The sequence below is a fragment of the Spiroplasma kunkelii CR2-3x genome, from assembly GCF_001274875.1.
Taxonomy (GTDB): Bacteria; Bacillota_I; Bacilli_A; order Mycoplasmatales; family Mycoplasmataceae; genus Spiroplasma; species Spiroplasma kunkelii.
In genome coordinates, this window is the sequence record NZ_CP010899.1 from 225,827 (window position 1) to 250,235 (window position 24,409).

The 24,409-nt window shown below is 28.7% G+C and carries 35 protein-coding genes and 3 pseudogenes; 35 read left to right on the forward strand and 3 right to left on the reverse strand.

The genetic code is table 4. The annotated features are described in order from the left end of the window. The first annotated feature begins 1 nt into the window (after position 1). From rpmC to map, 20 genes are all read left to right on the forward strand, one after another. The gene (gene rpmC / locus SKUN_RS11710; protein WP_053390512.1) at positions 2-1,012 is read left to right on the forward strand and encodes a 50S ribosomal protein L29; all 1,011 of its coding nucleotides are present in this window, start codon (positions 2-4) and stop codon (positions 1,010-1,012) included. Next, positions 1,009-1,269 (forward strand): 30S ribosomal protein S17, encoded by a 261-nt coding sequence (gene rpsQ / locus SKUN_RS01145; RefSeq protein WP_053390513.1) that lies wholly within the window; start codon positions 1,009-1,011, stop codon positions 1,267-1,269. Before rpmC ends, rpsQ begins: the two co-directional genes overlap by 4 nt. A gap of 21 nt (positions 1,270-1,290) precedes the next feature. Beyond that, positions 1,291-1,659 (forward strand): 50S ribosomal protein L14, encoded by a 369-nt coding sequence (gene rplN, locus SKUN_RS01150; protein ID WP_053390514.1) that lies wholly within the window; start codon positions 1,291-1,293, stop codon positions 1,657-1,659. Positions 1,660-1,669: 10 nt separating this feature from the next. Next, positions 1,670-1,990, forward strand: coding sequence for a 50S ribosomal protein L24 (rplX, locus tag SKUN_RS01155; protein ID WP_004028435.1), 321 nt, complete (start codon positions 1,670-1,672; stop codon positions 1,988-1,990). 19 nt (positions 1,991-2,009) lie between these two features. After that, complete coding sequence (gene rplE / locus SKUN_RS01160; protein WP_053390515.1) at positions 2,010-2,552, forward strand: 50S ribosomal protein L5; 543 nt, start codon at positions 2,010-2,012, stop codon at positions 2,550-2,552. 13 nt (positions 2,553-2,565) lie between these two features. Beyond that, complete coding sequence (locus tag SKUN_RS01165) at positions 2,566-2,754, forward strand: type Z 30S ribosomal protein S14 (RefSeq protein ID WP_053390516.1); 189 nt, start codon at positions 2,566-2,568, stop codon at positions 2,752-2,754. A 19-nt stretch (positions 2,755-2,773) separates the two neighbouring features. Then, positions 2,774-3,163: a 30S ribosomal protein S8 gene (rpsH, locus tag SKUN_RS01170; protein WP_053390517.1), complete on the forward strand. Its 390-nt coding sequence runs from the start codon at positions 2,774-2,776 to the stop codon at positions 3,161-3,163. A 24-nt stretch (positions 3,164-3,187) separates the two neighbouring features. Next, positions 3,188-3,727, forward strand: a complete 540-nt coding sequence (gene rplF / locus SKUN_RS01175) for a 50S ribosomal protein L6 (RefSeq protein WP_053390518.1) — start codon at positions 3,188-3,190, stop codon at positions 3,725-3,727. 21 nt (positions 3,728-3,748) lie between these two features. Beyond that, the gene (rplR, locus tag SKUN_RS01180; RefSeq protein ID WP_053390519.1) at positions 3,749-4,114 is read left to right on the forward strand and encodes a 50S ribosomal protein L18; all 366 of its coding nucleotides are present in this window, start codon (positions 3,749-3,751) and stop codon (positions 4,112-4,114) included. A gap of 18 nt (positions 4,115-4,132) precedes the next feature. After that, positions 4,133-4,747, forward strand: a complete 615-nt coding sequence (gene rpsE, locus SKUN_RS01185; RefSeq protein WP_053390520.1) for a 30S ribosomal protein S5 — start codon at positions 4,133-4,135, stop codon at positions 4,745-4,747. A gap of 12 nt (positions 4,748-4,759) precedes the next feature. After that, entirely contained in the window at positions 4,760-5,197 is a 438-nt protein-coding gene (gene rplO / locus SKUN_RS01190; RefSeq protein WP_053390521.1) for a 50S ribosomal protein L15, read from the forward strand. 26 nt (positions 5,198-5,223) lie between these two features. Then, the gene (gene secY, locus SKUN_RS01195; protein ID WP_408640740.1) at positions 5,224-6,624 is read left to right on the forward strand and encodes a preprotein translocase subunit SecY; all 1,401 of its coding nucleotides are present in this window, start codon (positions 5,224-5,226) and stop codon (positions 6,622-6,624) included. A gap of 18 nt (positions 6,625-6,642) precedes the next feature. Beyond that, positions 6,643-7,281, forward strand: a complete 639-nt coding sequence (locus SKUN_RS01200; RefSeq protein WP_053390523.1) for an adenylate kinase — start codon at positions 6,643-6,645, stop codon at positions 7,279-7,281. Positions 7,282-7,307: 26 nt separating this feature from the next. Further along, positions 7,308-7,526, forward strand: coding sequence for a translation initiation factor IF-1 (gene infA / locus SKUN_RS01205; RefSeq protein WP_053390524.1), 219 nt, complete (start codon positions 7,308-7,310; stop codon positions 7,524-7,526). A 37-nt stretch (positions 7,527-7,563) separates the two neighbouring features. Continuing rightward, positions 7,564-7,677: a 50S ribosomal protein L36 gene (gene rpmJ / locus SKUN_RS01210; RefSeq protein WP_053390525.1), complete on the forward strand. Its 114-nt coding sequence runs from the start codon at positions 7,564-7,566 to the stop codon at positions 7,675-7,677. A gap of 17 nt (positions 7,678-7,694) precedes the next feature. Further along, on the forward strand, positions 7,695-8,060 hold the full coding sequence (gene rpsM, locus SKUN_RS01215; RefSeq protein WP_053390526.1) for a 30S ribosomal protein S13: 366 nt from the start codon (positions 7,695-7,697) through the stop codon (positions 8,058-8,060). Between the two features lie 18 nt (positions 8,061-8,078). Further along, on the forward strand, positions 8,079-8,468 hold the full coding sequence (gene rpsK / locus SKUN_RS01220; protein ID WP_053390527.1) for a 30S ribosomal protein S11: 390 nt from the start codon (positions 8,079-8,081) through the stop codon (positions 8,466-8,468). A 15-nt stretch (positions 8,469-8,483) separates the two neighbouring features. Then, positions 8,484-9,437, forward strand: coding sequence for a DNA-directed RNA polymerase subunit alpha (locus SKUN_RS01225; RefSeq protein WP_053390528.1), 954 nt, complete (start codon positions 8,484-8,486; stop codon positions 9,435-9,437). A gap of 15 nt (positions 9,438-9,452) precedes the next feature. After that, positions 9,453-9,812, forward strand: a complete 360-nt coding sequence (gene rplQ / locus SKUN_RS01230; protein ID WP_053390529.1) for a 50S ribosomal protein L17 — start codon at positions 9,453-9,455, stop codon at positions 9,810-9,812. A gap of 72 nt (positions 9,813-9,884) precedes the next feature. Next, positions 9,885-10,628: a type I methionyl aminopeptidase gene (gene map, locus SKUN_RS01235; protein ID WP_053390530.1), complete on the forward strand. Its 744-nt coding sequence runs from the start codon at positions 9,885-9,887 to the stop codon at positions 10,626-10,628. A gap of 358 nt (positions 10,629-10,986) precedes the next feature. On the opposite strand, the gene SKUN_RS10160 is transcribed toward map, so the two are convergent. Beyond that, positions 10,987-11,133: a hypothetical protein gene (locus tag SKUN_RS10160; protein WP_327196282.1), complete on the reverse strand. Its 147-nt coding sequence runs from the start codon at positions 11,131-11,133 to the stop codon at positions 10,987-10,989. 442 nt (positions 11,134-11,575) lie between these two features. Between SKUN_RS10160 and SKUN_RS01250 the strand changes: the two genes are divergently transcribed. The 9 genes and pseudogenes from SKUN_RS01250 to SKUN_RS01285 all read left to right on the forward strand — a co-directional run. After that, a complete protein-coding gene (locus tag SKUN_RS01250; protein ID WP_053390531.1) occupies positions 11,576-12,550 on the forward strand; it encodes a glycosyltransferase family 2 protein in 975 nt (324 codons plus the stop codon). A 3-nt stretch (positions 12,551-12,553) separates the two neighbouring features. Further along, positions 12,554-13,288, forward strand: coding sequence for an RDD family protein (locus tag SKUN_RS01255; protein ID WP_235511242.1), 735 nt, complete (start codon positions 12,554-12,556; stop codon positions 13,286-13,288). Between the two features lie 38 nt (positions 13,289-13,326). Beyond that, positions 13,327-15,516, forward strand: coding sequence for an ATP-dependent helicase (locus SKUN_RS01260; protein ID WP_053390533.1), 2,190 nt, complete (start codon positions 13,327-13,329; stop codon positions 15,514-15,516). A 126-nt stretch (positions 15,517-15,642) separates the two neighbouring features. After that, on the forward strand, positions 15,643-15,906 hold the full coding sequence (locus tag SKUN_RS01265) for an HPr family phosphocarrier protein (RefSeq protein ID WP_053390534.1): 264 nt from the start codon (positions 15,643-15,645) through the stop codon (positions 15,904-15,906). A gap of 135 nt (positions 15,907-16,041) precedes the next feature. Further along, a complete protein-coding gene (gene tsaD / locus SKUN_RS01270; protein ID WP_053390535.1) occupies positions 16,042-16,998 on the forward strand; it encodes a tRNA (adenosine(37)-N6)-threonylcarbamoyltransferase complex transferase subunit TsaD in 957 nt (318 codons plus the stop codon). Between the two features lie 5 nt (positions 16,999-17,003). Then, on the forward strand, positions 17,004-17,819 hold the full coding sequence (locus SKUN_RS01275; RefSeq protein ID WP_053390536.1) for a MurR/RpiR family transcriptional regulator: 816 nt from the start codon (positions 17,004-17,006) through the stop codon (positions 17,817-17,819). A gap of 4 nt (positions 17,820-17,823) precedes the next feature. After that, on the forward strand, positions 17,824-18,129 hold the full coding sequence (locus SKUN_RS10165; RefSeq protein ID WP_235511243.1) for a MurR/RpiR family transcriptional regulator: 306 nt from the start codon (positions 17,824-17,826) through the stop codon (positions 18,127-18,129). 60 nt (positions 18,130-18,189) lie between these two features. Next, positions 18,190-18,504: an SIS domain-containing protein gene (locus tag SKUN_RS10170; protein ID WP_235511244.1), complete on the forward strand. Its 315-nt coding sequence runs from the start codon at positions 18,190-18,192 to the stop codon at positions 18,502-18,504. After that, positions 18,491-18,667: pseudogene (locus tag SKUN_RS01285) on the forward strand (spiroplasma phage ORF1-like family protein); the annotation flags it as partial. The gene SKUN_RS10170 and the pseudogene SKUN_RS01285, both read left to right, overlap by 14 nt. A gap of 11 nt (positions 18,668-18,678) precedes the next feature. Here the strand turns inward: SKUN_RS01285 and SKUN_RS01290 are convergent. Together SKUN_RS01290 and SKUN_RS09050 are read right to left on the reverse strand one after the other, a co-directional pair. Continuing rightward, positions 18,679-18,984 carry a spiroplasma phage ORF1-like family protein gene (locus SKUN_RS01290; RefSeq protein ID WP_053390538.1) on the reverse strand — a complete coding sequence of 102 codons (306 nt, stop codon included), beginning with the start codon at positions 18,982-18,984 and terminating at the stop codon, positions 18,679-18,681. 50 nt (positions 18,985-19,034) lie between these two features. Continuing rightward, positions 19,035-19,151: a lipoprotein gene (locus SKUN_RS09050; protein WP_158500731.1), complete on the reverse strand. Its 117-nt coding sequence runs from the start codon at positions 19,149-19,151 to the stop codon at positions 19,035-19,037. Between the two features lie 116 nt (positions 19,152-19,267). Here SKUN_RS09050 and SKUN_RS08180 point away from each other — a divergent pair. The 6 genes and pseudogenes from SKUN_RS08180 to SKUN_RS01320 all read left to right on the forward strand — a co-directional run bounded on the left by SKUN_RS08180 (position 19,268) and on the right by SKUN_RS01320 (position 24,232). Beyond that, a pseudogene (locus tag SKUN_RS08180) lies at positions 19,268-20,240 on the forward strand (IS30 family transposase). Between the two features lie 357 nt (positions 20,241-20,597). Continuing rightward, positions 20,598-21,276 (forward strand): annotated as a pseudogene (locus tag SKUN_RS01300) (phosphorylase family protein). 50 nt (positions 21,277-21,326) lie between these two features. Continuing rightward, complete coding sequence (gene asnS, locus SKUN_RS01305) at positions 21,327-22,694, forward strand: asparagine--tRNA ligase (protein ID WP_053390540.1); 1,368 nt, start codon at positions 21,327-21,329, stop codon at positions 22,692-22,694. Between the two features lie 125 nt (positions 22,695-22,819). After that, positions 22,820-23,050 (forward strand): helix-turn-helix transcriptional regulator, encoded by a 231-nt coding sequence (locus SKUN_RS01310; RefSeq protein WP_235511247.1) that lies wholly within the window; start codon positions 22,820-22,822, stop codon positions 23,048-23,050. A gap of 223 nt (positions 23,051-23,273) precedes the next feature. Beyond that, entirely contained in the window at positions 23,274-23,762 is a 489-nt protein-coding gene (locus SKUN_RS01315) for a hypothetical protein (protein ID WP_053390541.1), read from the forward strand. Continuing rightward, complete coding sequence (locus SKUN_RS01320; RefSeq protein ID WP_053390542.1) at positions 23,762-24,232, forward strand: hypothetical protein; 471 nt, start codon at positions 23,762-23,764, stop codon at positions 24,230-24,232. The genes SKUN_RS01315 and SKUN_RS01320 overlap by 1 nt, the downstream gene beginning before the upstream one ends. The last annotated feature ends 177 nt before the right edge of the window (positions 24,233-24,409 follow it).

Sequence of the window (24,409 nt, forward strand, 5' to 3'; positions counted from 1 at the left end):
AATGAATGATTTAACCAAAAAATCAGTTGAAGAATTGAAAAAACTGGAAGAAGAATCACGTGCTGAATTATTTGCGTTACGATTCCAATCAGCAATGGGGAATTTAGAAAAACCACATAGCATTGGGGAATTAAAAAAACAAATTGCTCGCATTTTAACAATCTTATCTGCTCATAAAAATGCTGGGGAAAACACCGCAATTAATGTTAAAGTTAATTTAAATGAAACATATGCGAAAATTGAAAAAGAATCACAAGCATTTGCAAAACAACGCAAGGCAAAAATTGAGCAAATGATGGCTGAGCAACAAGCTGCTAAAGAAGAAATGCCAGGTTTAATGGATTTACCATTAAATGACGCAATGGACTTAACAGAAGAAGCTGTTGTTTCAACAACAGGAGGAGCAAATGTTCTTGATGAACAAAAAACACGAGTTGCGGCAAAGAAACCAGCCGGTGGGAAAGAATCTCATAAGAAAAAAGTTGTTGGAGAAGAAAAACCGACAATTGGAAAAGCAGCTACAGCAGTTGTGAAAAAACTTTCAGTGAATAAAAAAGATGTTATACAAGAAACTAAAACTGATAAAGATGCAACATTAAAAACTTTAATTAAAGAAAAAGCTGCGGCAAAGAAACCAACAGCAAAAAGTAAAACAACACCAAGCGACAAAACAACAGTAACTGTTAAATCAGTTACTCCGGCTAAAGCAGACATTGAAGTACCAAAAGGAACAAAAAAAGCAGAGCCAACTAAGACAACTAAAAAAACAACTGAACTTAATGCAAAAGAAAAATTAGCAGCAATTAAAAGTTCTGTTGCGATGGGTGGCACTGCAAAAGGGCGTGGTTCAGGAGTTAAAATTGATTTAGAATTAAAAACAAAAGACCCTAACGCAAAAGAATATACTTATGGTTCAAATTGAAAAGAAAATCATGATAAAATCTTATCCGCTGGTAAAACAACAAAAAAAGCCGATGACAAAACAATTAAGAAAGGGACAGGTAAAAAATAATGGAAAGAAATAGTCGTAAAGTCTTACAAGGACGTGTTATTTCAGATAAAGCTGAAAAAACAATTACTGTTTTAGTTGAAACATATAAAAATCACCCCTTATATAAAAAACGTGTAAAGTATTCAAAAAAATATTTAGCACATGATGAACAAAATCAAGCCCACATTGGAGATAAAGTAAGCATTATGGAAACGCGTCCTTTATCAAAAAATAAACACTTTCGTCTAATTCAAGTTATTGAAAAAGCAATTGGTTAGTAAGAAGAGGATAATAAAAAAATGATCCAACAAGAATCAAGATTAAAAGTTGCTGATAACTCTGGGGCAAAAGAAGTGTTAGTAATTAAAAATTTGGGTGGTTCATGACGAAAGTTTACTAATATTGGGGATATCGTTGTATGTACAATTAAAAGAGCAACCCCTGGTGGAATTGTCAAAAAAGGACAAGTTGTTAAAGCGGTTATCGTGCGTACTAGACGTGGTTTAAAACGAAGTGATGGAACACAAATTCAATTTTCAGAAAATGCTGTAGTATTAATTAAAGATGATAAAAACCCACGTGGAACACGGATTTTTGGGTCAATCGCCCGGGAAGTTAAAGATGCTGGTTTTGTAAAAATTGCATCATTAGCACCAGAAGTATTATAGGAGGCTATTTATGAATAAAGTTAAATTTAAAAAAGGTGATTTAGTGAAAGTTATAGCCGGAAAACATAAAGGAACAGAAGGTCCAATCATTCGTGTCTTACGTGAAAAAAGTCGTGTGGTAATTGAAGGAATTACAAATATTAAACATGTTAAACCTTCACAAGATAACACTGAAGGAGGAATTCAACAAGTTCCCGCTTCAGTTCATATTTCAAATGTTGCATTAATTGATCCAAAAAATAAAAAAGAAATTACTAAAATTAGTTATCAAATTGCTGATAATGGTAAAAAAGTTCGTATTGCTCGTAAATCAAAAGCGCATTTAGCGTAGAAAGGAATAATGATTAATAATGAATGTTAATTTAGAAAAAAAATATAAGAATACAATTGTTAAAGAATTATTCAAAGAGCAACGTTTTCAATCAATAATGCAAGTTCCTGTTGTTAAAAAAATTGTTGTTAACATGGGAGCTGGGGATGCAACACAAAATAGTAAAGTAATTGAAGATATTACAAATGAATTAGCATTAATAACTGGGTTACGACCAGTTGTTACCAAAGCTAAAGATTCAATTGCTTCCTTTAAATTACGTGAAGGAATGCCAATTGGAGCAAAAGTTACTTTACGTGGAAAAAAAATGTATCAGTTTTTAGATAAACTAATCAACATTGCTTTACCACGAGTAAGAGATTTCCGTGGGCTTAATAAAGATGCCTTTGATGGGCGTGGAAATTATACCTTAGGAATTAAAGAACAAATTATTTTCCCTGAAATTGACTATGATAAAGTTAAAAGAGTACGGGGAATGGATATTACAATTGTCACAAGTGCAACAAATGATGCTGATGCTCGAGCATTATTAAGAAAAATGGGAATGCCATTTAAAAAATAGGAGGAAAGAAGATATGGCCAAAAAATCATTAAAAGTTAAACAACAATGCCATCCAAAATTCAAGGTAAGAGGTTATACTCGATGTGGAAACAACTGTGGACGACCTCATGCTGTGTTACGTAAATTTGATTTATGTCGTTTATGCTTTAGAAATTTAGCAAGTAAAGGACAAATTCCTGGGGTTAGAAAAGCTTCATGATAGAAAGAGAGACTAATTAATTATGATGATTGATACAATCGCTGATATGTTAACAAGAATTCGCAATGCTAATCAACGTTTACACAAAAGTGTAAAAATGCCGTCAAGTAAAATGAAAGTAAGAATTGCTGAAATTTTGAAAAAAGAAGGCTATGTCGAAGACTTTAAAGTATCAGGAGATATTAAAAAAGACTTAACGTTAACTTTAAAGTATAAAGGTAAAACAAAAGTTATTTCAGGATTAAAACGAATCTCAAAACCAGGTTTAAGAGTTTATGTAACCGTTGAAGAAGTACCTCAAGTTTTAAATGGAATGGGAATTGCAATTATTTCAACAAACCAAGGAATTATGACAGACAAAGCAGCAAAAAAAGCTCACTTAGGTGGGGAAGTTATTGCTTATGTGTGATAGAAATATTTAAAGGAGAGCAAAACAATGTCTCGAATTGGTAATAGAGAGTTAAAAATTCCAGTTGGTGTTGAAGTAACAATTCAACCAAATAATGTTATTGTAAAAAGCGCAAAAGGACAATTAGAACAAGCAATTCCAAGTGTTATTACTGTTGCCGCCAAAGAAGGTGTTGTGACAACAACTAGAGCAAATGATGTGAAACATAGTAAGCAATTACATGGCACAATTAATTCTTTAATTCAAGGAATGTTAGAAGGTGTCAGCAAAGGTTTCAAAAAAGAATTAGAAATTAATGGAGTAGGGTATCGTGCGGCGTTAGCTGGTAATAAGTTAACATTAAGTTTAGGATATTCTCATCCAATTGAATATAAAATTCCGCAAGGAATTACAATTACACTTCCAAAACCAACACAAATTATTGTAGAAGGAATTTCAAAAAAATTAGTTGGGGAAGTAGCTGCAAACATCAGAAATTATCGTAAGCCAGAACCTTATAAAGGTAAAGGAATTAAATACAAAAACAAACACATTATCCGTAAAGAAGGAAAATCTGCTGGTAAATAGCAGAAGAAAGGAATATCAACAATGGCAAATTTACAAAGTAAAAGTAGTAGTGCAAAACGAAAAAGAAGACATTTTCGTGTTCGTGCCAAAATTAATGGTACAACATCTGTTCCTCGTTTAAATGTGTTTAAATCAAATGGGCATTTTTATGCTCAATTAATTGATGATGTGAAACAAAAAACAATTGTTGCAGCCTCAACATTAAAAATGACTGGTTTAAAATCAACAAGCAATATTGCAGCGGCAGAAAAAGTTGGCGATGAAATTGCAAAAAAAGCACTTGATAAAAAAGTTACAACGGTAGTATTTGATCGTGGTGGATATTTATACCATGGCAAAGTAAAAGCATTTGCAGAGGCTGCTCGTAAAGCAGGACTTAAATTTTAAAAGGAGCAATAAGAAGATATGGCAGAGAATAAAACAGATTTAAAACCAAATACAGGAAACTTAGATCAACCAGCAGCAAAAAAAGAAGGACCACAACATAATTTTCGGCAAGGTAATCAACGTTTTGAACGTAATAATGATCGTCGTGGTGATGAAAATATGTTTGAAGAAAAAGTTGTAACAATTCGTCGGGTTACTAAAGTAACAAAAGGAGGACGTCATTTCCGCTTTGCGGCAGTTGTTGTGATTGGTGATAAAAAAGGTCGCGTTGGTTTTGGGACTGGAAAAGCAAACGAAGTTCCTGATGCAATCAAAAAAGCAATTAAAGAGGCAAAAAAACAATTAGTAAAAGTACCACTATTGGGAACAACTGTTCCACATGAAGTTATTGGTTATTTTGGAGCAGGAAAAGTATTAATTAAACCAGCTCGCAAAGGGACAGGAGTTATTGCTGGAGGACCAGCCCGAGCTGTGATTGAATTAGCAGGTTTAGCAGATGTTTATACAAAATCATTAGGATCAAATACCCCAATTAATATGATTCGTGCAACATTAGATGGTTTAAGTAATTTACGAACAATTGATCAAATTGCAAAATTACGTGGTAAAACCGTAGAAGAGTTACAAGGATAAGAGGACATAACAATGAAATTAAACGGATTACAATATACTGATGGAGCCCGTCATAGTAAAAAACGACTAGGACGAGGAACTTCATCAGGATTAGGAAAAACAGCTGGTAAAGGACATAAAGGGCAAAATGCTCGCACCGGTGGTGGTGTTAGACCTGGATTTGAAGGGGGACAAACTCCTATATTCCGTCGTTTACCAAAGGTTGGTTTTACTAATTTAACAACCAAAAAATATGTCTTATTAAACTTAAGTGATTTGGAAAAATTAGGATTGAATGAAATTAACCATCAAACATTAGTTGCCAAAAAAGTGCTAAAAAATGAAAAAGAATTAATTAAAATCTTAGGTAATGGTACAATATCTAAGAGTGTTAATGTTAAAGTTAACAAAGTTTCGCAAACTGCAAAAACAGCAATTGAAAAAGCTGGAGGAAAAGTGGAGGTAATATAGTGAAAACTAAAGCGAAAAAAAGAAAAATGACTCGCCATAATCGCGAGGTTGACATTGTTAAATCATCAAACTTTTTTGTTAAAAATAAAGATTTGATTAAACGAATTTGTTTTACTTTATTAATTTTAGTTTTAATTCGTTTATGTAGTTATTTAACAGTCCCAGGCGTAAAAATTTCATCTAACTTTCAAGATTTATCAAACAATGATCAGTTCTTTAGTTTGATTTCAATGTTAGGAGGAGGAACGCTTGGAAAGTTTTCAATTTTAGCTTTAGGAGTATCACCATATATTACTGCTTCAATTATTGTACAGTTATTATCAACTGATGTAATTCCGCCTTTATCACGCTGAGCTAAAAGTGGAGAACGTGGGCGGAAAAAATTAGATCGCTTAACAAAGTGATTAACAATTCCATTTGCAATTATGCAAGGAATTGCGACAATTTTTACTATGGCAAACCAAGGCATTATTTCTCCAAAATGAGATTCATCTGATTTTGGAACGGGAAGTCCAATCTTTTATTATACATTAGTTCCAACCGCCTTAATTGCAGGAACAATGTTAATGCTTTGATTAGCAGATCAAATGACAATTAGAGGGATTGGTAATGGGGTCTCATTAATTATTTTTGCCGGAATTATTGCGCAATTACCAAATAATTTACAAACAACTTTTAAATTCTGAATTTCAGGACAAGAAGACATTAACTTATTATTTGATGGAATTTTAAAATTCTTAGTGTATGTTGTAATGTTCTTATTAGTGGTTTTATTTGTTGTAATGTTAAATGAATCAGAACGGAAATTGCCAATTCAGCAAACAGGAAGTGGTTTTGTAACTGGAAATGAAGAAACCCGTCCCTTCTTACCATTAAAAATTAATTCCGCTGGAGTTATTCCCGTAATTTTTGCCTCAGCATTAATTTCAGCCCCAATTACTGTTGCACAGATTATTAGTGTAAGTAATCCAAATAATGGTTTTGTGGAATTTACCAATAATTATTTATCGTTTAGTACATGACCAGGAATTATTATTTATGCGATTTTAACAATTTTATTTACTTTCTTATATTCACAAGTACAAATGAATCCTGAAAAAATTGCTGAGAATTTTCAAAAGGCCGGAACTTTTATTCCTGGTGTTCGCCCTGGGAAAGAAACTGAAAAATACATTAAGGGAACAATTAACCGTTTAAGTATTTTAGGGTCAGTATTTTTGGCTGCAATTGCAATTTTACCTTATGTAATTAGTAAATTAACAGCTTTACCAAGTGCATTAGCAATTGGAGGAACAGGATTAATTATTATGGTATCAGTCGCATTAGAAACAATGCGTCAAGTTAAAGGACGAATTACGCAACAAGCATTTATTGATAAAAAGTCGCAACAATTAACGGATGATACTAAAGATTCATATTTATGATAGAAAGCCAGAGGAAAGTTAATGCGAAATTTTATTTTGTTAGGAGCTCCTGGTAGTGGAAAAGGAACCCAATCAGACCATTTAGTTAAAAAGTTTGGTTTTACGCATATTTCAACCGGTAATATTATTCGTGATAATACTAAGCAAAATACATCATTAGGTATTTTGTGCCAACAGTATGCTGACCAGGGAAAATTAGTTCCTGATGATATTATGATTCAAATGGTTGAAAATCATTTACAAACAGTAACTGGTGATTTAATTTGAGATGGTTTTCCGCGCACAATTGCGCAAGCAAAAAAATTAGATCAATTATTGCAAAAACTAAATAGTAAGGTTGATCATACATTATATTTTGAAATTGATGAAGCAAAGTTAATCGAACGAATTACGGAACGTTTAACTTGTTCAACTTGTGGACGAACATATCATAAAACAGCATTGCCCCCAAAAGTGTCATGAGTTTGTGATGATGATCAAACGCCATTAGTACAACGTAAAGATGATAATGAAGAAAAAATTAAAATTAGATTAGCGGCATATCATGCTGATACTGCACCGCTAATTGAATATTATTTAAATCAGCAAGTATTAACCGTTATTGATGCTGATATGGAAGGAAATGCTGTCTGAGACCAAATTATGGCAGTTTTAAAATAACGGAGATTGGAGGTAATAGATATAAAATGGCCAAAACTGATTTATTAGAAGTACAAGGAACAATTTTAGAAGTATTACCAAATACAATGTTTAAGGTGCAATTAAAAAATGGTGCAACTATTTTAGCTCACGTTTCGGGTAAAATTCGGATGAATTACATTCGCATTTTACCCGGCGATACAGTAGTTGTTGAAATGTCACCTTATGACTTAGAACGTGGGCGTATTGTTTTTAGACATAAATAAACAAAATAACAAAAATTTTGGTAAAGGAGAATACACGATGAAAGTAAGATCATCAGTTAAAAAAATCTGCGACAAATGTCGTGTAATTAAAAGAAAAAAGCGTGTGATGATAATTTGTTCACAGCCAAAACATAAACAACGACAAGGTTAAAAAGGGAGGAAAAGAATATGGCACGTATTGGCGGAGTAGATATTCCAAATGATAAGCGCGTAGTAATTGCATTAACATATATTTATGGAATTGGAAAACCACAATCACAACAAATTTTAAAAGAAGCAAAAATATCAGAAGATATTCGTGTGAAAGATTTATCAGAAGATGAATTAACAACAATTAGAAATGAAATTGCCAAATTAAAAACCGAAGGAGACTTACGACGTGAAGTTGCCTTGAATATTAAACGTTTAATGGAAATTGGAAGTTATCGTGGAATGCGTCATCGTAAAAGTTTGCCAACACGCGGACAGTCGTCAAAGCAAAATGCACGAACAGTTAAAGGACCACGTAAAACAGTTGCTAATAAGAAAAAATAGTAGATAAGGAGAACAATTATGGTTGTTAGAAAAAAAACGAATAAGAAAAAAATTAAAAAAAATATCCTAAAAGGAATTGCACATGTTCATTCAACTTTCAATAATACAATTGTTACCCTTTCTGATGAAGCGGGTAATGTAATTTCATGAGCATCAGCAGGAGCAATGGGTTTTAAAGGAAGTAAGAAGTCAACTCCTTATGCCGCCCAAATGGTTGCTGAAGCAGCTGGAAAAGCAAGCCAAGAACACGGAATGAGTAGTGTTCAAGTTGAAGTAAAAGGCCCAGGCCCAGGGCGTGATGCTGCGGTACGGAGCATTCAAGCAATTGGATTAGAAATCACTTCAATTAAAGATGTAACGCCAATTCCTCACAATGGGGCACGTCCACCAAAAAGACCAAGAGGATAGGAGAAAGATTAGGCGATGAAACAATTTATTAGACCAGAATTTAAATTACAAGCAGAAGATAAAGCCAATAATTACGGAAAATTTTTAGTTGAACCGTTAGAACGAGGATTTGGTGTTACATTAGGAAATGCCATACGTCGAACATTACTATCAGCAACACCAGGAGCCGCTGTTTTTGCTGTTCGAATTAAAGGTTCCTCTCATGAATTTACTGCTATTCCCGGTGTTGTTGAACATGTTACAAAAATAATTTTAAATATTAAAAATTTAGTATTAAAAATTAATCAAGATATTATTCCAGATGGAGAATCAGTAATTTTAAAAGTATTTTCTTCAAAAGAAGGAGAAATTTATGCAAGAGATTTAGTTGTCCCAACTGGAGTAGAAGTTATCAATGGTGATTTATTATTAGCAACAATTGCTAAAGGTGGAGAATTAGACTTGGAGCTACATGCTCGTAATTCACGTGGGTATAAATCATTTACAGATAATAAAAAAGAAAAAAAATATGCTGATTTAATTGTAATTGATTCAAATTATTGTCCAATTCAGCGTGTGGCATATAATGTTGAACCAACAAAGGTTGGGAAAAATGCTGACTTAGAAAAATTAGAATTAGAAATTCAAACTGATAGTTCAATTACGCCAGTTAACGCTGTTGCAATGGCAGCAAAAGTTATTACTGAGCATTTAGAATTCTTTGTTAACTTGAATGAAGCAATTAAAGCAACCCAAATTATTTCATCTGAAGCAGAAGCGGAAGAAGATGAATTAGATCGTAGCATTGATGAACTAGAGTTTACGCAACGTTCACAAAATTGCTTAAAAAGAGCAAAAATTGATACTTTACGTGATTTAGTTTCAAAATCAGAAGATGAAATTCAAGAAATTAGAAACTTAGGGAAAAAATCATTAACAGAAATTAAAGACAAAGTGGCCCAATTAGGTTTACACTTTCGACGTGATTAAGAGAGGTGAAAAAGGATGTCATACCAACAAAAAAGAGGAAAAAATACTGCATGAAGAAATGGCTTAATGCGTAATTTAGCAACCGAATTAATTATTAATGAACGGTTAGAAATAACAGAAACACGCGCCAAAGAATTACGCCGTCATGTTGAAAAATTAGTGACACTAGGAAAACGACAAAATTTACATGCTCGTCGTCGTGCTGCTAGTTTTTTACGTGATATTGATGCAAATGAAAAGGAAACCGCATTACAAAAATTATTTAATGGCATTGCCAAAAAATATAAAATTCGTAATGGTGGTTATATACGCATTTTAAAATTAGATAATCGTAAAGGAGATAATGCTCCGATGGTGATTATTGAATTAGTATAACCAAAAAACTAACTGTTGTGTCGTTAGTTTTTTTCTTTTTATGATAAAATAAAATCTGAAAGGAATTTAACTATGATTACAATTAAAACAGATAAAGAAATTGAATATATGCGCAAAGCTTGTTTAACATTAAAACAAATTCATCAAGAATTAAAAGCGATGATTAAACCAGGAGTAACAGGCGTTATGCTTAATCAACGCGCAGAAGAAATTATTAGAGCAAATAATTGCCAACCAAATTTTAAAGGTTTATATGATTTTCCCGCTACTATTTGTGTTTCTTTAAATGAAGTTTTAGTGCATGGAATTCCAAATCATACGCCATTTGTGGAAGGTGACCTTGTTTCTGTTGATGCGGGTTGTTCATATGAAGGTTATAATAGTGATGGCGCTTTTACTGTAATTGTTGGAAAACCGCGCACAACAGAACATGTGAAGTTATTAACTGTCACTGAAACAGCACTAGCAAAAGCAATCGCAATTTTAAAACCAGGAGTACGAATTGGTGATATTGGTGAAACAATTCAAACATATGTTGAAGGAGAAGGTTTTTTCATACCAACTGAATTTACTGGTCATGGAATTGGGCGTGAATTACATGAAGAACCGATGATTCCTAATGTTGGAACAGGGGGGAAAGGAATGCGCTTACAAGCTGGAATGACAATTTGTATTGAACCAATGGTTCAAATTGGTACTAAAGCAATTAAAATGTTAGATGATAATTCAACACCAGTGTCAGCGTTACATTTATGTAGTGCCCATTTTGAAGATACAATTTTAATTACTCCGACTGGATATGAAGTTTTAACTTAATTATTTTTAAAAATAATAATCTTAAGAAATACTTAATAAAGTATTTGACTCGTTTTTTAATTTTCTGGTGAATGAATTGAAAAATTGGTAATTATTGTGTACCATAAATGAGTAGGGCTTTATGTTTAACATGAAGGGAGCTATTATGCGATTTAAACAAATAAATTTAGTTTGAAAAATTAATATTTTTGTCAAACATATTAAAGCTGGAGAAGGAAAACGAAATCCGTTTGATTATGTCTGAGTTAAAAAAAATGACTCGAGAATTAATTAGAAAACAACGATTAGAAGCAAAAGCAAATAAAAATAATAATTATCAATTTTAAAAAACCATACTAAGAAAGCATAGTTTTTTAAATTATTTATTAAGTTGATAACTATTTTTAGTTTTTTGATAAATAATTGTTTTGTAATCTTTATCAAGAAAGATAATAAATGTAAAAACACCAACAAAATGATAGCCAATACTTAATTTTTTTTCATTTAATTTTGAAAAAGTAATTAATTGTGTTTAACGTTCTATTTTTTTCGCCTAATTTTTGTTGTTTTGTCTTATTATTTGTGTCATTAAAATAAAAAATATAATTTCAGTCATTTGACATATAATTTGCATATCCCTTTAATTGCTAATGCTTTTTGGGTGAGAAAAATAATATTAGGAAATCAAACTTGTTGATAATGATTAATATTATAGCCACTTGTTAAAGTTGAAAGCTGATTTTCATTAGTAAATAATGTGCTCAAGACATCAAAAATTGTTAAAAATATTATTTTATCATCAGTTGTAATTTCTTTTTTGCAAAATTTTTTGTAATGTTTCATTTGTCATTTGATGAACACTTCTTTTTAAACTTGTAAATTATTTTACTTTTATAATATAATAATTATGCTAAAAAGATATAAAATGTTATAATTATGGCAAGAATTGATTGAGAGAGGGGATTAGAATGTTTTTATCATTTCTTATTGTAGTACAAAATAATCAGACAAAATTAATGAAGACTTTACTTTCAATTAAGGAACAAACAAGTGACGATTATGAAATTGTTTTAATTGATGATAGTGGATTCCAACCAAAATCACCACTCTTAGAATTTATGAATGAATGCTTTTATAATAATATTGGTAAACAAATTCAAGTAATTACAAATTTACGAAGTCAAGGCTTTTCATATGGTATTAATACTGCTATTTCAATTGCACAAGGAGATTTTTTTATGATTGTTGATGAAGGACAGACAATTCATAAAACAGCAGTTGCAGTTTTAAAAGAAAAAGTTGAAGCATATCAAGTTGAACATAAAAAAGTTGATATGCTTGAATTTCGGTTACATTATACGAATTCAAAAGAAAAAAGTGAAATTTGAAATAAATGTAATGTTTTACTGTCGCCTAAAACTAATAAAGAAGTGTTAGCATATGTTAATTGTTCACTTTTTACAAAGATATTTCGTCGAAACCTTATTTTACAAAAAAATATTACATTACTTAATTATCGTCGTACTGATACTTTCTTTATTTATAACGCATTAGTTTATACTGGGGAATATGTTGCAATTAAAGATGTGCTAGTTGATTATGAATTAGGAATTGTCAATTATAGTGTTTTTGATTTAATTAAACAATGAATTTATATTTTTAATTTATATCGTGATTTAAATTTATATCGTGAATATCAAGAAGAATTAGAGTATGCTTTTATTCGATTTTGCTTAGTAACATTTTTAGAAATTGTTAGTTTACAAAACAATAAAAGATTATCAATTAAAGCTATCCATAGTGCCGAAAATAAATTAGAACGTCGTTATAAAAGTTTTATGAAAAATAAATATCTTAAAAATGTAAAAGAACCACAATTTAAAATGATTGTTGCTGATATTAAAGGTTTTATTAAACATTGAAAACTGGAAAATACAAAATAAATAATGCAAGAATTAGCAAACAATAAAAATTCAGCTGCTACGATGATGTCAAAACCAGAAGAAGAATATCAGCTTCATCAATTAGCGCGTCCAGTTCGTGTGATTTTTGTTCGTTTATTTGATATTATTTTAGCGAGTTTAATTCCCCTAGTATTAACTTTAACGATGAAGTATTGAGATCAAGCTCGAACAATTTGAGCGCCTATTTTAGTTATTGCTGTTACTTTTGTTCTTTTCTTTCTTTATTTTGTTTTTATTCCTTATTTTTGAGATGGTAAAACAATTGGAAAATTTTGTTTTCAAATTAAATTAGTTACGAGTGAGGCAAAATTAAAGTTAGCAGTTATTTTTACCCGTGAATTATTTATTACATTTTTACCTTGATTTGTTGTTTTATTGACAAATTTAAGTTTAAATTTAATTTTTGAAGTTAGTTTAAGTAATTTGTTTCGAACAACTAATAAAAATCCAATTGCATTAATTATTATTCGAACTATCACAACAATTTATTTTTTATGATACCTTGGTTTAATTTTTGGTTTAGTGTTAAATCCAAATCATCAAATTTTATTTGATCGTCATTTTCATTTATTTATTGTCAATAAAAAACCAATTCCTAAAAAAACACCAACAATACCAAAAGAATTAATAACAAGAAAAACAAAACATATTCATTTACAAGAAAACCAACCGGGAAATATTTCTGATGAAATTTTAAAAGAAATTGATGAATTATAGGGTAAAATGTAATTGTTTGTAAAGAAAGGCAGAATATCATGGTCAATGAATTTATTGAAAGTTTAAATCCAAATCAACGTGAAGCTGTTTTAAGAATTACTGGACCAGTGCGAATTATTGCTGGAGCTGGAAGTGGTAAAACACGCGTTATTACTAATAAAATTGCATATTTAATTAAATATGCTAATTTGCAACCATGACGCATTTGTGCTGTTACATTTACTAATAAAGCTACTAATGAAATGAGAACCCGTATTGTTGAGATGATTGGAAATAGTGGCCAGCGTTGTATGATTGCAACTTATCATGCCCTATGTGTTCGTATTTTACGAGAAGATATTATTCATTTAAATTATGATCGTTATTTTAATATTATTGATATGGCAGACCAAGATAGTATCATTCGTAATATTTATAAAAGATTACCTATGAAATATGACGCACAAGAAGCAAAAATGGTGAAGAATTTTATTTCGAAATTAAAAAATGACTTTATTAGCCCTAATAGCGCAAAAACATCAGTAAATGGTGATGAAATGCGATGAGCAGAAGTTTATGACACTTATGAAAAACGTTTACGAGAAATAAATAGCGTTGATTTTAATGATTTAATTTTATTAACATATAAGTTATTTAAAAATAATGGGGAAGTATTAAAAAAATGACAAAATCGTTTTGATTATTTTTTAGTTGATGAATTTCAAGATACCAATGAATTACAATTTGATATTATTAAATGATTAGTCGGTGATAATAGCAATATTACTATTGTTGGGGACCCTGATCAAACAATTTATTCGTGACGGGGAGCAAAAATTAATTTAATTTTAAATTTTGATAAATATTTTCCGCATACACAAACAATTGTTTTAAATGAAAACTATCGGTCAACACAAAGCATTTTATCATTAGCTAATAATTTGATTATTCATAATAAAAATCGGATTGAAAAAAATTTATTTACTATCAAAGCTTCAGGGCAATTACCAATTTTATATCACGGTGCTAATAGTAGTGATGAAAGTGATTTTGTAGCTCGTAAAATTAAAACTTTAATTAAAGAAGAAAATTATGATTATAATGATATTTTAATTTTATATCGTGCCAATTACTTATCACGTGATTTAGAAACGGCCCTTGCTGATTATGGTATTTCATATCGTATTTTTGGGGCTTTTAAATTTTATGAACGAAAAGAAATTAAAGATGCACTTGCTTTTTTAAAAATAATTATGAATAATGATTTTTTAGCCATTGAACGGATTTTGTTGTTAATTCCAAAAATTGGTCCAAAAACATTTGAACAAATTATGCAAATATTAAAAGATCAACAAATAATGTTTACAACATTACTAGAGCAACATTTTGATTTATTACCATTAAATCTTCAACATAGTTTAAATAAAGTGCGAGAAGCAATTGTCCTAGCATTAGCACAATTACCAACTGTTAAATCAATTGAAAGTTTATTAGTTCTTCTCTTAGATAAAACAGGTTATTTGCAGCGTTTACGAGATAACTATGAAGAAGAACGAGAAGAAAATATTTTAGAATTAATTGCCTCAATTGGTAAATTTGATCAGCAAAATAAGGAATTAGCAGGAACAGAATTATTAAGTGAATATTTACAATTAATTTCATTACAAACTGATAGTGATAATTTAACTGATAATACTATTTCTTTAATGACAATTCATAATGCAAAGGGATTAGAAAAAAAGGTTGTTTTTATTGTTGGCTTAAATGAAGGAATCTTTCCAACGACACAAGCTATTAAGATGGGAACTGAACAATTAGAAGAAGAGCGTCGAGCCTTATACGTTGCCATTACAAGATCAGAAGAATTATTGTTTATTAGTTATGCTGATGGTTATTCATATATTACAGGTAATGAACGCTTTGAATCACGATTTATTAAAGAGTTAGATAACGATTTTTATGAAAAAGTTAATAGCGAAAGATTGTTTAGTAAGCCAAAGTCAATTACTATTTCTTATAATAATAAAAGTGAAAAACAATCACGAACTGTCTTTAATCTTAATAAAAACATTGAATCAACTTTTAAAACTAATCTATGAAAAGTAAATGATACGGTTAGTCATGAATTATTTGGAATTGGAGTTGTTGTTAAAATTATTGCACAAAATGTCCAAATTGTTTTTCCGCATCCTTATAATGTCAAGATTATTTCAGTAGATAGTCAAGCAATTAAAAAAGTGGAATCATAAAAGAAAATAACAATACCAAATAATTGAAATTTTTATTTAAAAACATAAAAAATTGTTAAGGGATAATATACTTATTTTTGTTTTTTTGATATAATGAGCTAGTATATTTTTAAAGGAGGAAATTTAATGGCATCATTTAAAGCTGTTATCGCTGATCCTGTTGGAATGCATGCACGCCCAGCGGCATTAATTGTGGGAGAAGCAGGAAAATACCAATCAGATATTACTATTTTCTCAGGAGGAAAAAATGGTAACTTAAAATCAATCATGACTATTATTGCATTGGGAATTCATCAAGGTGCAGAAGTAAAAATTGTTGCAAGTGGTTCTGATGAAGACGCTGCAATTGCAGGGATTGAAAAAGTAATGAAGGATAACAAGGTTATTTAGGGTAATTTTATTAAATATACAAAAATTAAAAAATAATAGATAAATCTATTATTTTTTTGTATATTTTTGTTACTTGTTTCTTTCTTAGTATTTTTTAAGGAAAAATTATTATATAATAATGAGGAGGTGAATGAAATGGTAATTCTTGCAATTGAGACAAGCTGTGACGAAACTAGTATTGCTATTTTTAAGAATCGAAAAATTTTAGCAAATATTATTTCATCACAAATTAAGGAACATACAAAATACGGTGGAGTTGTGCTAGAACTTGCTTCGCGGTTACATTTAAAAAACTTTTCTTATGTTCTACTTGAAGCTTTGCAAAAAGCTAATATTCATATAACAGAATTACAATACATTGCATACACAGCAAAACCTGGTTTAATTGGAGCACTACATATTGGAAAAACAATAGCAGAAACATTGTCTAATTATTTAGAAATTCCAATTTTACCTTTAAACCATTTATATGGTCATATCTATGCTAGTGCAATCGATAATGATTTTTTATTTCCTCTTTTAGCAGTGCTAGTTAGTGGTGGCCACACTCAGTTAATATTAATGAAAAAACATTTGAATTTTAAAATTTTAGGTTCAACATTGGATGATGCAATTGGTGAATGTTATGATAAGGTTGCTCGAATGCTGGACTTAGGGTATCCGGGTGGACCTGTTATTGATAAGCTTGCAGCGACAGGAACAACAACACAATATAATTTACCACTACCATTAAATGATCAAAGTTATAATTTTTCTTTTAGCGGATTAAAATCAGCTGTAGCTAATTTAATTGCAAAAGAACAACGTAATACTAAAATTAACTTGTCTAATTTTTGTGCGACATTTCAAAAAACATGTGTTGATATTATTATGCGAAAAACAATATTAGCAATTCAAAATTTTCAGCCGCAAATGGTTACGTTAGTCGGTGGAGTTTCAGCTAATAGCGCATTACGAGCAGCAATTTTAAATTTAGCAACACCAAATTTAAAAATAGTTATTCCAAAATTAGAATATTGTACTGATAATGCTGCAATGATTGCTCGCTTAGCAGCACAAGAACTACTGGAAAATAATATAAAAGGAGATTAGATAAAATGGCATCATTTTTATCAAAATTAGAAACATTCGATTCAAAGAATTTTACTAAAAAAGAAAATGAAATTATTAAATATATTAAAGAAAATATGAAGGAAGTAACAACAAAGAATATTGAAGTTTTAGCGCAACAAGTAAATACTGGTTATAGTGCAATATATGGTTTGTTACGAAAAATGCAGATTAATGGTTATCGAGACTTTTTAATTGCGATTGCTGCTGATATTGAAATTAAATCATTAGATTTTGAAAATATGGAGAGTTTAATGAAGAAAACATATTTTGATATTTTGAATCAAAATGATACGATGATTGATAATGAGAAGGTTAATCAAACAATTAATGCAATTAAAGGAGCATATCGAATTTTTGTAATTGGTATGGGTTCAACAAATGCATTGTCACAAACATTAGCGCTAGAATTATATCGTTTTGGTTTTAATGCTTTTAATCTAAATGAAAATGAAGAAGACTTAATGGTTCGTTCTAGGATTATGAATAAAAATGATTTAATTCTAGCTTATTCATTATTTGGTGATAATGAATCAGTTAACAAAGCATTAACAATTGCAAAAGAAAAAGGAGTAACGATTGTAGTAATTTCCGGGAAAGATATGTCAAAAGCAGTTAAATTAGCAAATTTGTCGCATATTATTTCAACCCCAAATCAACGAGTAAATGATCATAAAATTTATGTTAATAAATTATTACCTTGAATGTATTTTACTGATGATTTAATTAATAAAGTCTGGTCATCAGATATTGTTGATAAAGATTTTGTAATGTCTCAACAAGATAATCGTTGAGATTATTAAAACAATGGATAATATCTCAATTATCTTAAAATTATCAATGATTCAAGGAACTTGCACAAAAAAAGAAATTAAAATTGCAAACTATATTCGTGAAAATATTCATAATATTCGAAATCTTAAAATTGAAGATTTATCAAAAGCGATTGGAAACGGTTATTCACCAATTTATTCTTTAATTAAAAAGTTAGGATTTATTGGTTATCGTGATTTTATTATTGCATTAGTTGTAGAACAAGAACGTTTAGAAACCAATAATTTGTATTTAGATGAAACAGAAAGTATTTTTTTATATTATCAAGATATGCTATAGCGTAATCAGCAAATTTTTGATGATGTTAAGTTTTTAAACACAGTTACTTTATTAAAAAAAGTGAAAGGAATTTATTTAGCAGGTTTAGGAATTTCATCTTTAGCAGTAAAAGAACTAGCTACCCGTTTATTTGGTTTTGGCTTTACTTGTAGTTTGTTGGTAGAAAATGAAAATAATATTATTACTCGTGCCAGTTTAATTCAACCAGATGATTTATTAATCTGTGTAAGTTTAGAAGGAAAAACAATGGCTGTAATAGCAGCAGCTAAGGAAGTCCCCAAAAGGCATACTGTAATCGAAGTGCAACAAATAAACTCAGAAAGGAGTTTATTTGTTGCACTTCGATTACAGTATGCCTACTATTCTCGGTGTTAAACAATTTAACGAATTAGCGAGTGGTGTTGGCAAGGTTTTTGAGACAGTATATAGTTTTTTTAGTCAAATATTTGAAGTATGAAAATTTAATCCTGCGTTGTATAGTACAATAATAAATATCTTTTTATTAATTATTTTTATGAAATTTGTGCGATTAATATAAAAAAGGAACTGTTATTCAGTTCCTTTTTGTTCTTTTCAGTCAGTAATTTCACCAGTGTTTTTGTTAATGGTTGGGATTTCTGGTTCACCATCACCATTTCATTGATAAATTACTTCAACACGTTTAAGATAAAAATTATAATTATCAAATTTTTTATTACCAGCTAAATTTAGAACGTCTCATTTGGAATTAATTTTTAAAACAGTTTTATAGGCAGAGAGAGTTTGTAAATTTCAAGCAGAATATATTAAAAAATATCATTTATCTTCTTTTTTTCTAATTGTCTTCCGCGATTTGTTAAAGCAATTAATTTTCAATTACTATTTTCTGGTTGTTGTTGTGTGTTATATGATGGTTCTGGTGATGGTTATTGATTATTACTTGCCCCGTTTTCATTATTTTTTTCTTTATTACAACTGATTAATGTTGTTGTGCTTGTTGCTGTTAATCCGATCGCTCCTATTATGCTAAGTCATTTTTTCATATATATTGTTTTTTTTATTATTTTATATATAATTAATTTTATCATATATTAATTATATATCAATTATTTTGTATTAATTATTAATTTTATAAGTTAATGAAAGGTATATAAGTGTTATGTATAGTTATTTGAGTTTTATTGATAAAGTTAAATTAGAACAATTATTATTATCAAAAATTTTTTTAAAAAAGAATGGTAAGCATAATATTTCTACAATTGCTAAATATTTGAATAGACATCGTAGTACTATTTACGGTAAATTAAGAAGTTTAAAAATATTGATTAATATAGTGCTTATAAGTCAGATAATATGTATTATAAGAAAAGAAAAAAGAAAGAAAAGAAATATTTTTTTTACAGAAGAACAATTAAATTTTATTAAAATTAGATTTAATAAGTATCGTGATACACCTGAGCAATTAATTTATCGTTATTTTTTGAAATTTAGTGTTAAATTTCCTGCTTGTGTTAAAACTTTTTATAAATGAGTTCGTTTAGGCAAATTTGTATTAAAAAAAGAAAATTTACGATATAGGGGTAAAAAATTTAAAACAAAAGGAAAAAAAGATAATCGTGGTAAATTAACTGATTTTAAGTCAATTTGAAACATTGAAAATAAAGTTTCTAATGTTGGATGATTTGAAATGGATACTGTTATTGGAAAATACCGTCAATCTAGTAATTTGGTTTTAGTATAATAATCAAGTAAAAAAATATTTTGCAATAAAATTAGAAAATCATACTGCTAGGGAAGTAGAAAAAAAGTTTAAAGATATTGTTATAAGTAATAATTTAATTGGAAAAATTAAAGGAATAATAACTGATAGAGGTAAAGAATTTAGTAAATGAATAGAATTGAAAATATTTGCTGAAACACAAGTATATTTTTGTGATGTTGGTTCACCACAACAAAAACCTTTAATTAAATATATGAATAGTGAATTCAGATATTTATTTTCTAAGGGAATTGATTTTATTAATGTTAGTTAGAAAAGAATAGATTCAGTAGTTAATGTTATAAATGATAAATTTTGACCGTGTTTAAATTGAAGAACAGCAAAAGAAGTATTTTTACAGAATATTAAATAAATTTATTAATTAAAATTTAATAAATTATTTTTTAGTATGTTTAAATATGGATAAAATAAAAGAAAAATTAAAATATTTTTAATTTTTTTAAATTTATGATTAATTTTTTAAAATTTTATTATATTATTTAATTAATAAAGATTTGTTGCACTTGATTTTACATAATTCAATATATTGAAATGATAATTTAATTAAAGCGCTTTTATCTATTGATAAAGAGCACCAATATTTAGAAAATCGGATTAAAAGTAATAAAATTTTAAAAAAATATTGTTAAAATTAAAGGAACTAATGTTCCTTTTTATTTTTTATAGTACAATATAAATTAAATATAGAAAATGTTAAGAGGGAATGAAAATGACACCACATATCAATGCTAAACAAGAAGAAATTGCTGAAACAGTTTTAATGCCCGGAGATCCATTTCGAACAAATTTTATTGCTGAAAATTTTCTAGAAAATATAAAATTAGTTAATGAAATTCGAAATATTTTTATGTACACCGAAACTTATAAAAATAAAACAATTACAATTGCTGGAAGTGGAATGGGATGTCCTAGCATTGGAATTTATTCATATGAATTATTTAAATTTTATAATGTTGATAATATTATTAGAATTGGTTCAGCATGTAGTTATGATGCTGCACTAAAGATTTATGATATTGTTAACGCAACAGCAGCTTATGGCGAAAATAATTATGCTAGAATTGTAGCAGGAATAGAAGATGATGTTTTAAATTCTTTACAACATCTTTTTGCAACAATTGAAGAAGTTGCTAAAGAAAAACAAATTAAAACTTTTCCCGGAATTGTTTATTCATTTGATTTTTTTTATCGTAAAAATGATGATGATTGAAAAAAATTAAAGCCAAGTATAAGACAGTATGTGTTGAAATTGAATCATTTGCTCTGTTTGCAAATGCATTAGCATTAAATAAAATGCAGCAACATTATTAACAATTTCTAATTCCTTTATTACTGGTGCTGTTACAACAGTAGCTGAGTGGAAAAATAATTTTTACCAAACTGTATAATTAGTATTAGAAAGTGCAATTAAATTATAAAAGAAAAAAGGAGAAAACATATGACAACAGTTTTAGAACTATATCAAGATCAAGTTAAAGATCAAAGTGAAGTTACAATTTTGGGGTGAGTTCGTTCTAATCGCAGTAGTGGTAAATTAGGTTTTTTAGTTATGAATGATGGAACATTTTTTAATAATGTGCAAATTGTTTATAAAGCGGAGAAACTTGCTAATTTTTTAGCAATTAGTAGTTTACGAATTTCATCAGCAATTAAAGTAGTTGGAAAGTTTTGTGTAACACCATCTGCCAAACAAACATTTGAAATTCAAGCATCCGTAATTGAAATTCTTGACGATGCAAGTGAAGATTATCCATTACAAAAAAAAGAGCATTCTTATGAATATTTACGTGAAATTCCTCATTTACGTGCAAAAACAAATACTTTTAATGCGGTGTTCCGAATTCGTAGTAGTAGTTCTTTTGCAATTCATGAATTTTTTAATAAAAACAATTTTATTTATGTTCATACACCAATCATTACCGGAAATGATGCTGAAGGTGCTGGCGAATCATTTATTGTAACAACAAGAACTGATAATAATTATAATGAAGATTTTTTTGGGAAAAAAGCTAGTTTAACTGTTTCGGGTCAACTTCATGCTGAAGGATTTGCACAAGCTTTTCGAAATGTTTATACTTTTGGTCCAACATTTCGTGCTGAAAATTCTAATACAACAAGACATGCTGCTGAATTTTGAATGATTGAGCCTGAAATTTCTTTTATTGACCTTGAAGAAAATATGACATTAATTGAAAAAATGATTAAGCATATTATTATTTATTTATTTATTAACAACCATTATGAACTTGACTTTTTAAATAATAATGTTGATGATAAATTATTGGAAAGATTAAAAAGTGTTTTAAATGATGAATTTGCTCATTTATCATATACAAAAGCAATTGAAATTTTGCAGAAAGCTGTTACAAAAGGTCAAAAATTTGAAAATCCAGATATTTTTTGAGGAATGGATTTACAAACTGAGCACGAAAGATATTTGTGTGAAATAGAAACAAAAAAACCAACCTTTTTATTTAATTATCCGAAAGAAATTAAAGCATTTTATATGAAAATTAATGATGACAATAAAACAGTTGCTGCGTGTGATTTACTAGTACCAGGAATTGGAGAATTAGTTGGTGGTAGTGTTCGTGAAAATGATTATGATAAAATTTTTAGTCGTTGTAATGAACTAAAAATTCCAACGACAGATTTACAATGATATATTGATTTACGAAAATATGGTTATTATAAAAGTGCAGGTTTTGGCTTAGGGTTTGAACGTTTTATCATGTATGTGACAGGAATGACAAATATTCGTGATGTGATTCCCTTTCCACGTACGCCACGAAACTTATTATTTTAATTTGATGCATATAAAAATTTTATTTAATTATAATTTTTTTTGTTATAATTTTATCATTGCATAGATACGGGTACATAAAATATTTAACTTAGTTACTTATGATAATATGAAAGGAGCATATATAAATGAACGAAGTTATTAAACAATTACAAATTCATAAAGGATTAACTCAATGTGAATTAGCCAAAATGTCAGGGTTACAACAATCGACTATTTGTCGAATTGAAAAAGATTGTTCAAAAACAAGTTGAAATAAAATTTTAAAATTACTTGTTGCACTAAAATTAGTGTTAAAAAATTTATTGACAAATTATATACATACAATGAATACAAAGTATATGAATTTTTATCATTAATTATTTATAACCCCAAAATTCGTAAAGAGCTTGATCAAAATACACGATTATTAGCATTAAAAGTATTACGAATTTTTACTAATTAAAAAAAAGTTAGATAATTTTGTCTTACCATGCAGTTGGATTAACTATGAAAATAAAATAAAGACCTAATAGGTCTTTTGCGTTTTAATAAACGGTTTAATAAAAAAATGATATAATGATACTATGTGAGGAATAAAAATTGATTTGAGATTATTATTTTATCTTTGATGGTAACGGTAAAGAACAAAATTTACGATGTATTTGTAAAACAGCTACTGATGCAGAACGAGCGTTAGAAGATTGTTATTTAGATAACAAATATAATGCAGATATTATTAAAGCAATTTCATTTTGTTTAATATTTACATTTGATAGTACAACTGATAATTATGAACTAAACAAACAAGGAACAGAAGACTTTATTAAAAAGTTGCCGATTTGTCAACAATGTAATCGTGTTAAAAGCAAATTAGACCGTTATCAACTTTGTTCAGAATGTGAAAGTGAATTAGTTGGTTTGGAAACTTTTCAATGTGATTTATGTAAAAAACATCGTCTTGTTCGAGATGATTTTAATCGCGAATTATTTGGAAAATTATTAGTAAATAATAAAGAATATATAATTTGTTTTAAATGTGCTGCACAAAATTTTCAAAAGTATACAAAAACAGAAGGGATGAAAAGATAGTGAATACAATTAAAAATTTATATATTGTTTTTTACACTGATAATGCTTATACTCCTAACCAAGGGAAAGTTGTTAAAGTTTTTACTGATAGTGAACTAGCAAGAAAATATTTGTTAACAAAAGTTAATTTAAATGGAAAAAAAAATACAAAGGATAATAAATGAATTTTAAAAGTGTATTGTTATGTTGAATCTAATGATTCTTATGAATATTCAAAATGAGAAACAACTCAATTTAAAAATATGGTTGGTAATTGTATCCAATGTCATCAATATTTTTTACGAGAAAATAATGCCAATATGTGTGATGAGTGTTTAGGGCAAGTGAGACAAGGTTTAAAAGAATGTGGAGTTTGTCATAATTTTTTTAATCCAATTGGGATTAAATTTGTTTCAAATGGTGATGTTTTTCCCTCTTTAGCTTGCCAAGAATGTTCACAAATATTATTACAAAATTTAAATGTTAAATAGTTCTTTTAAGAAATAAAATTTTAGTAAAAAGATACCATCAAAATATTAAAATAATATTAATTATTAGGGAATTTTTTTATGTTAAAGTGAAATACTAAAATTTTATTTTATGTACAATTAAGTGTTTTATTTTTAATTTTATTTTTTTAATTACTGATTTAGTGTTAGTAATAATTA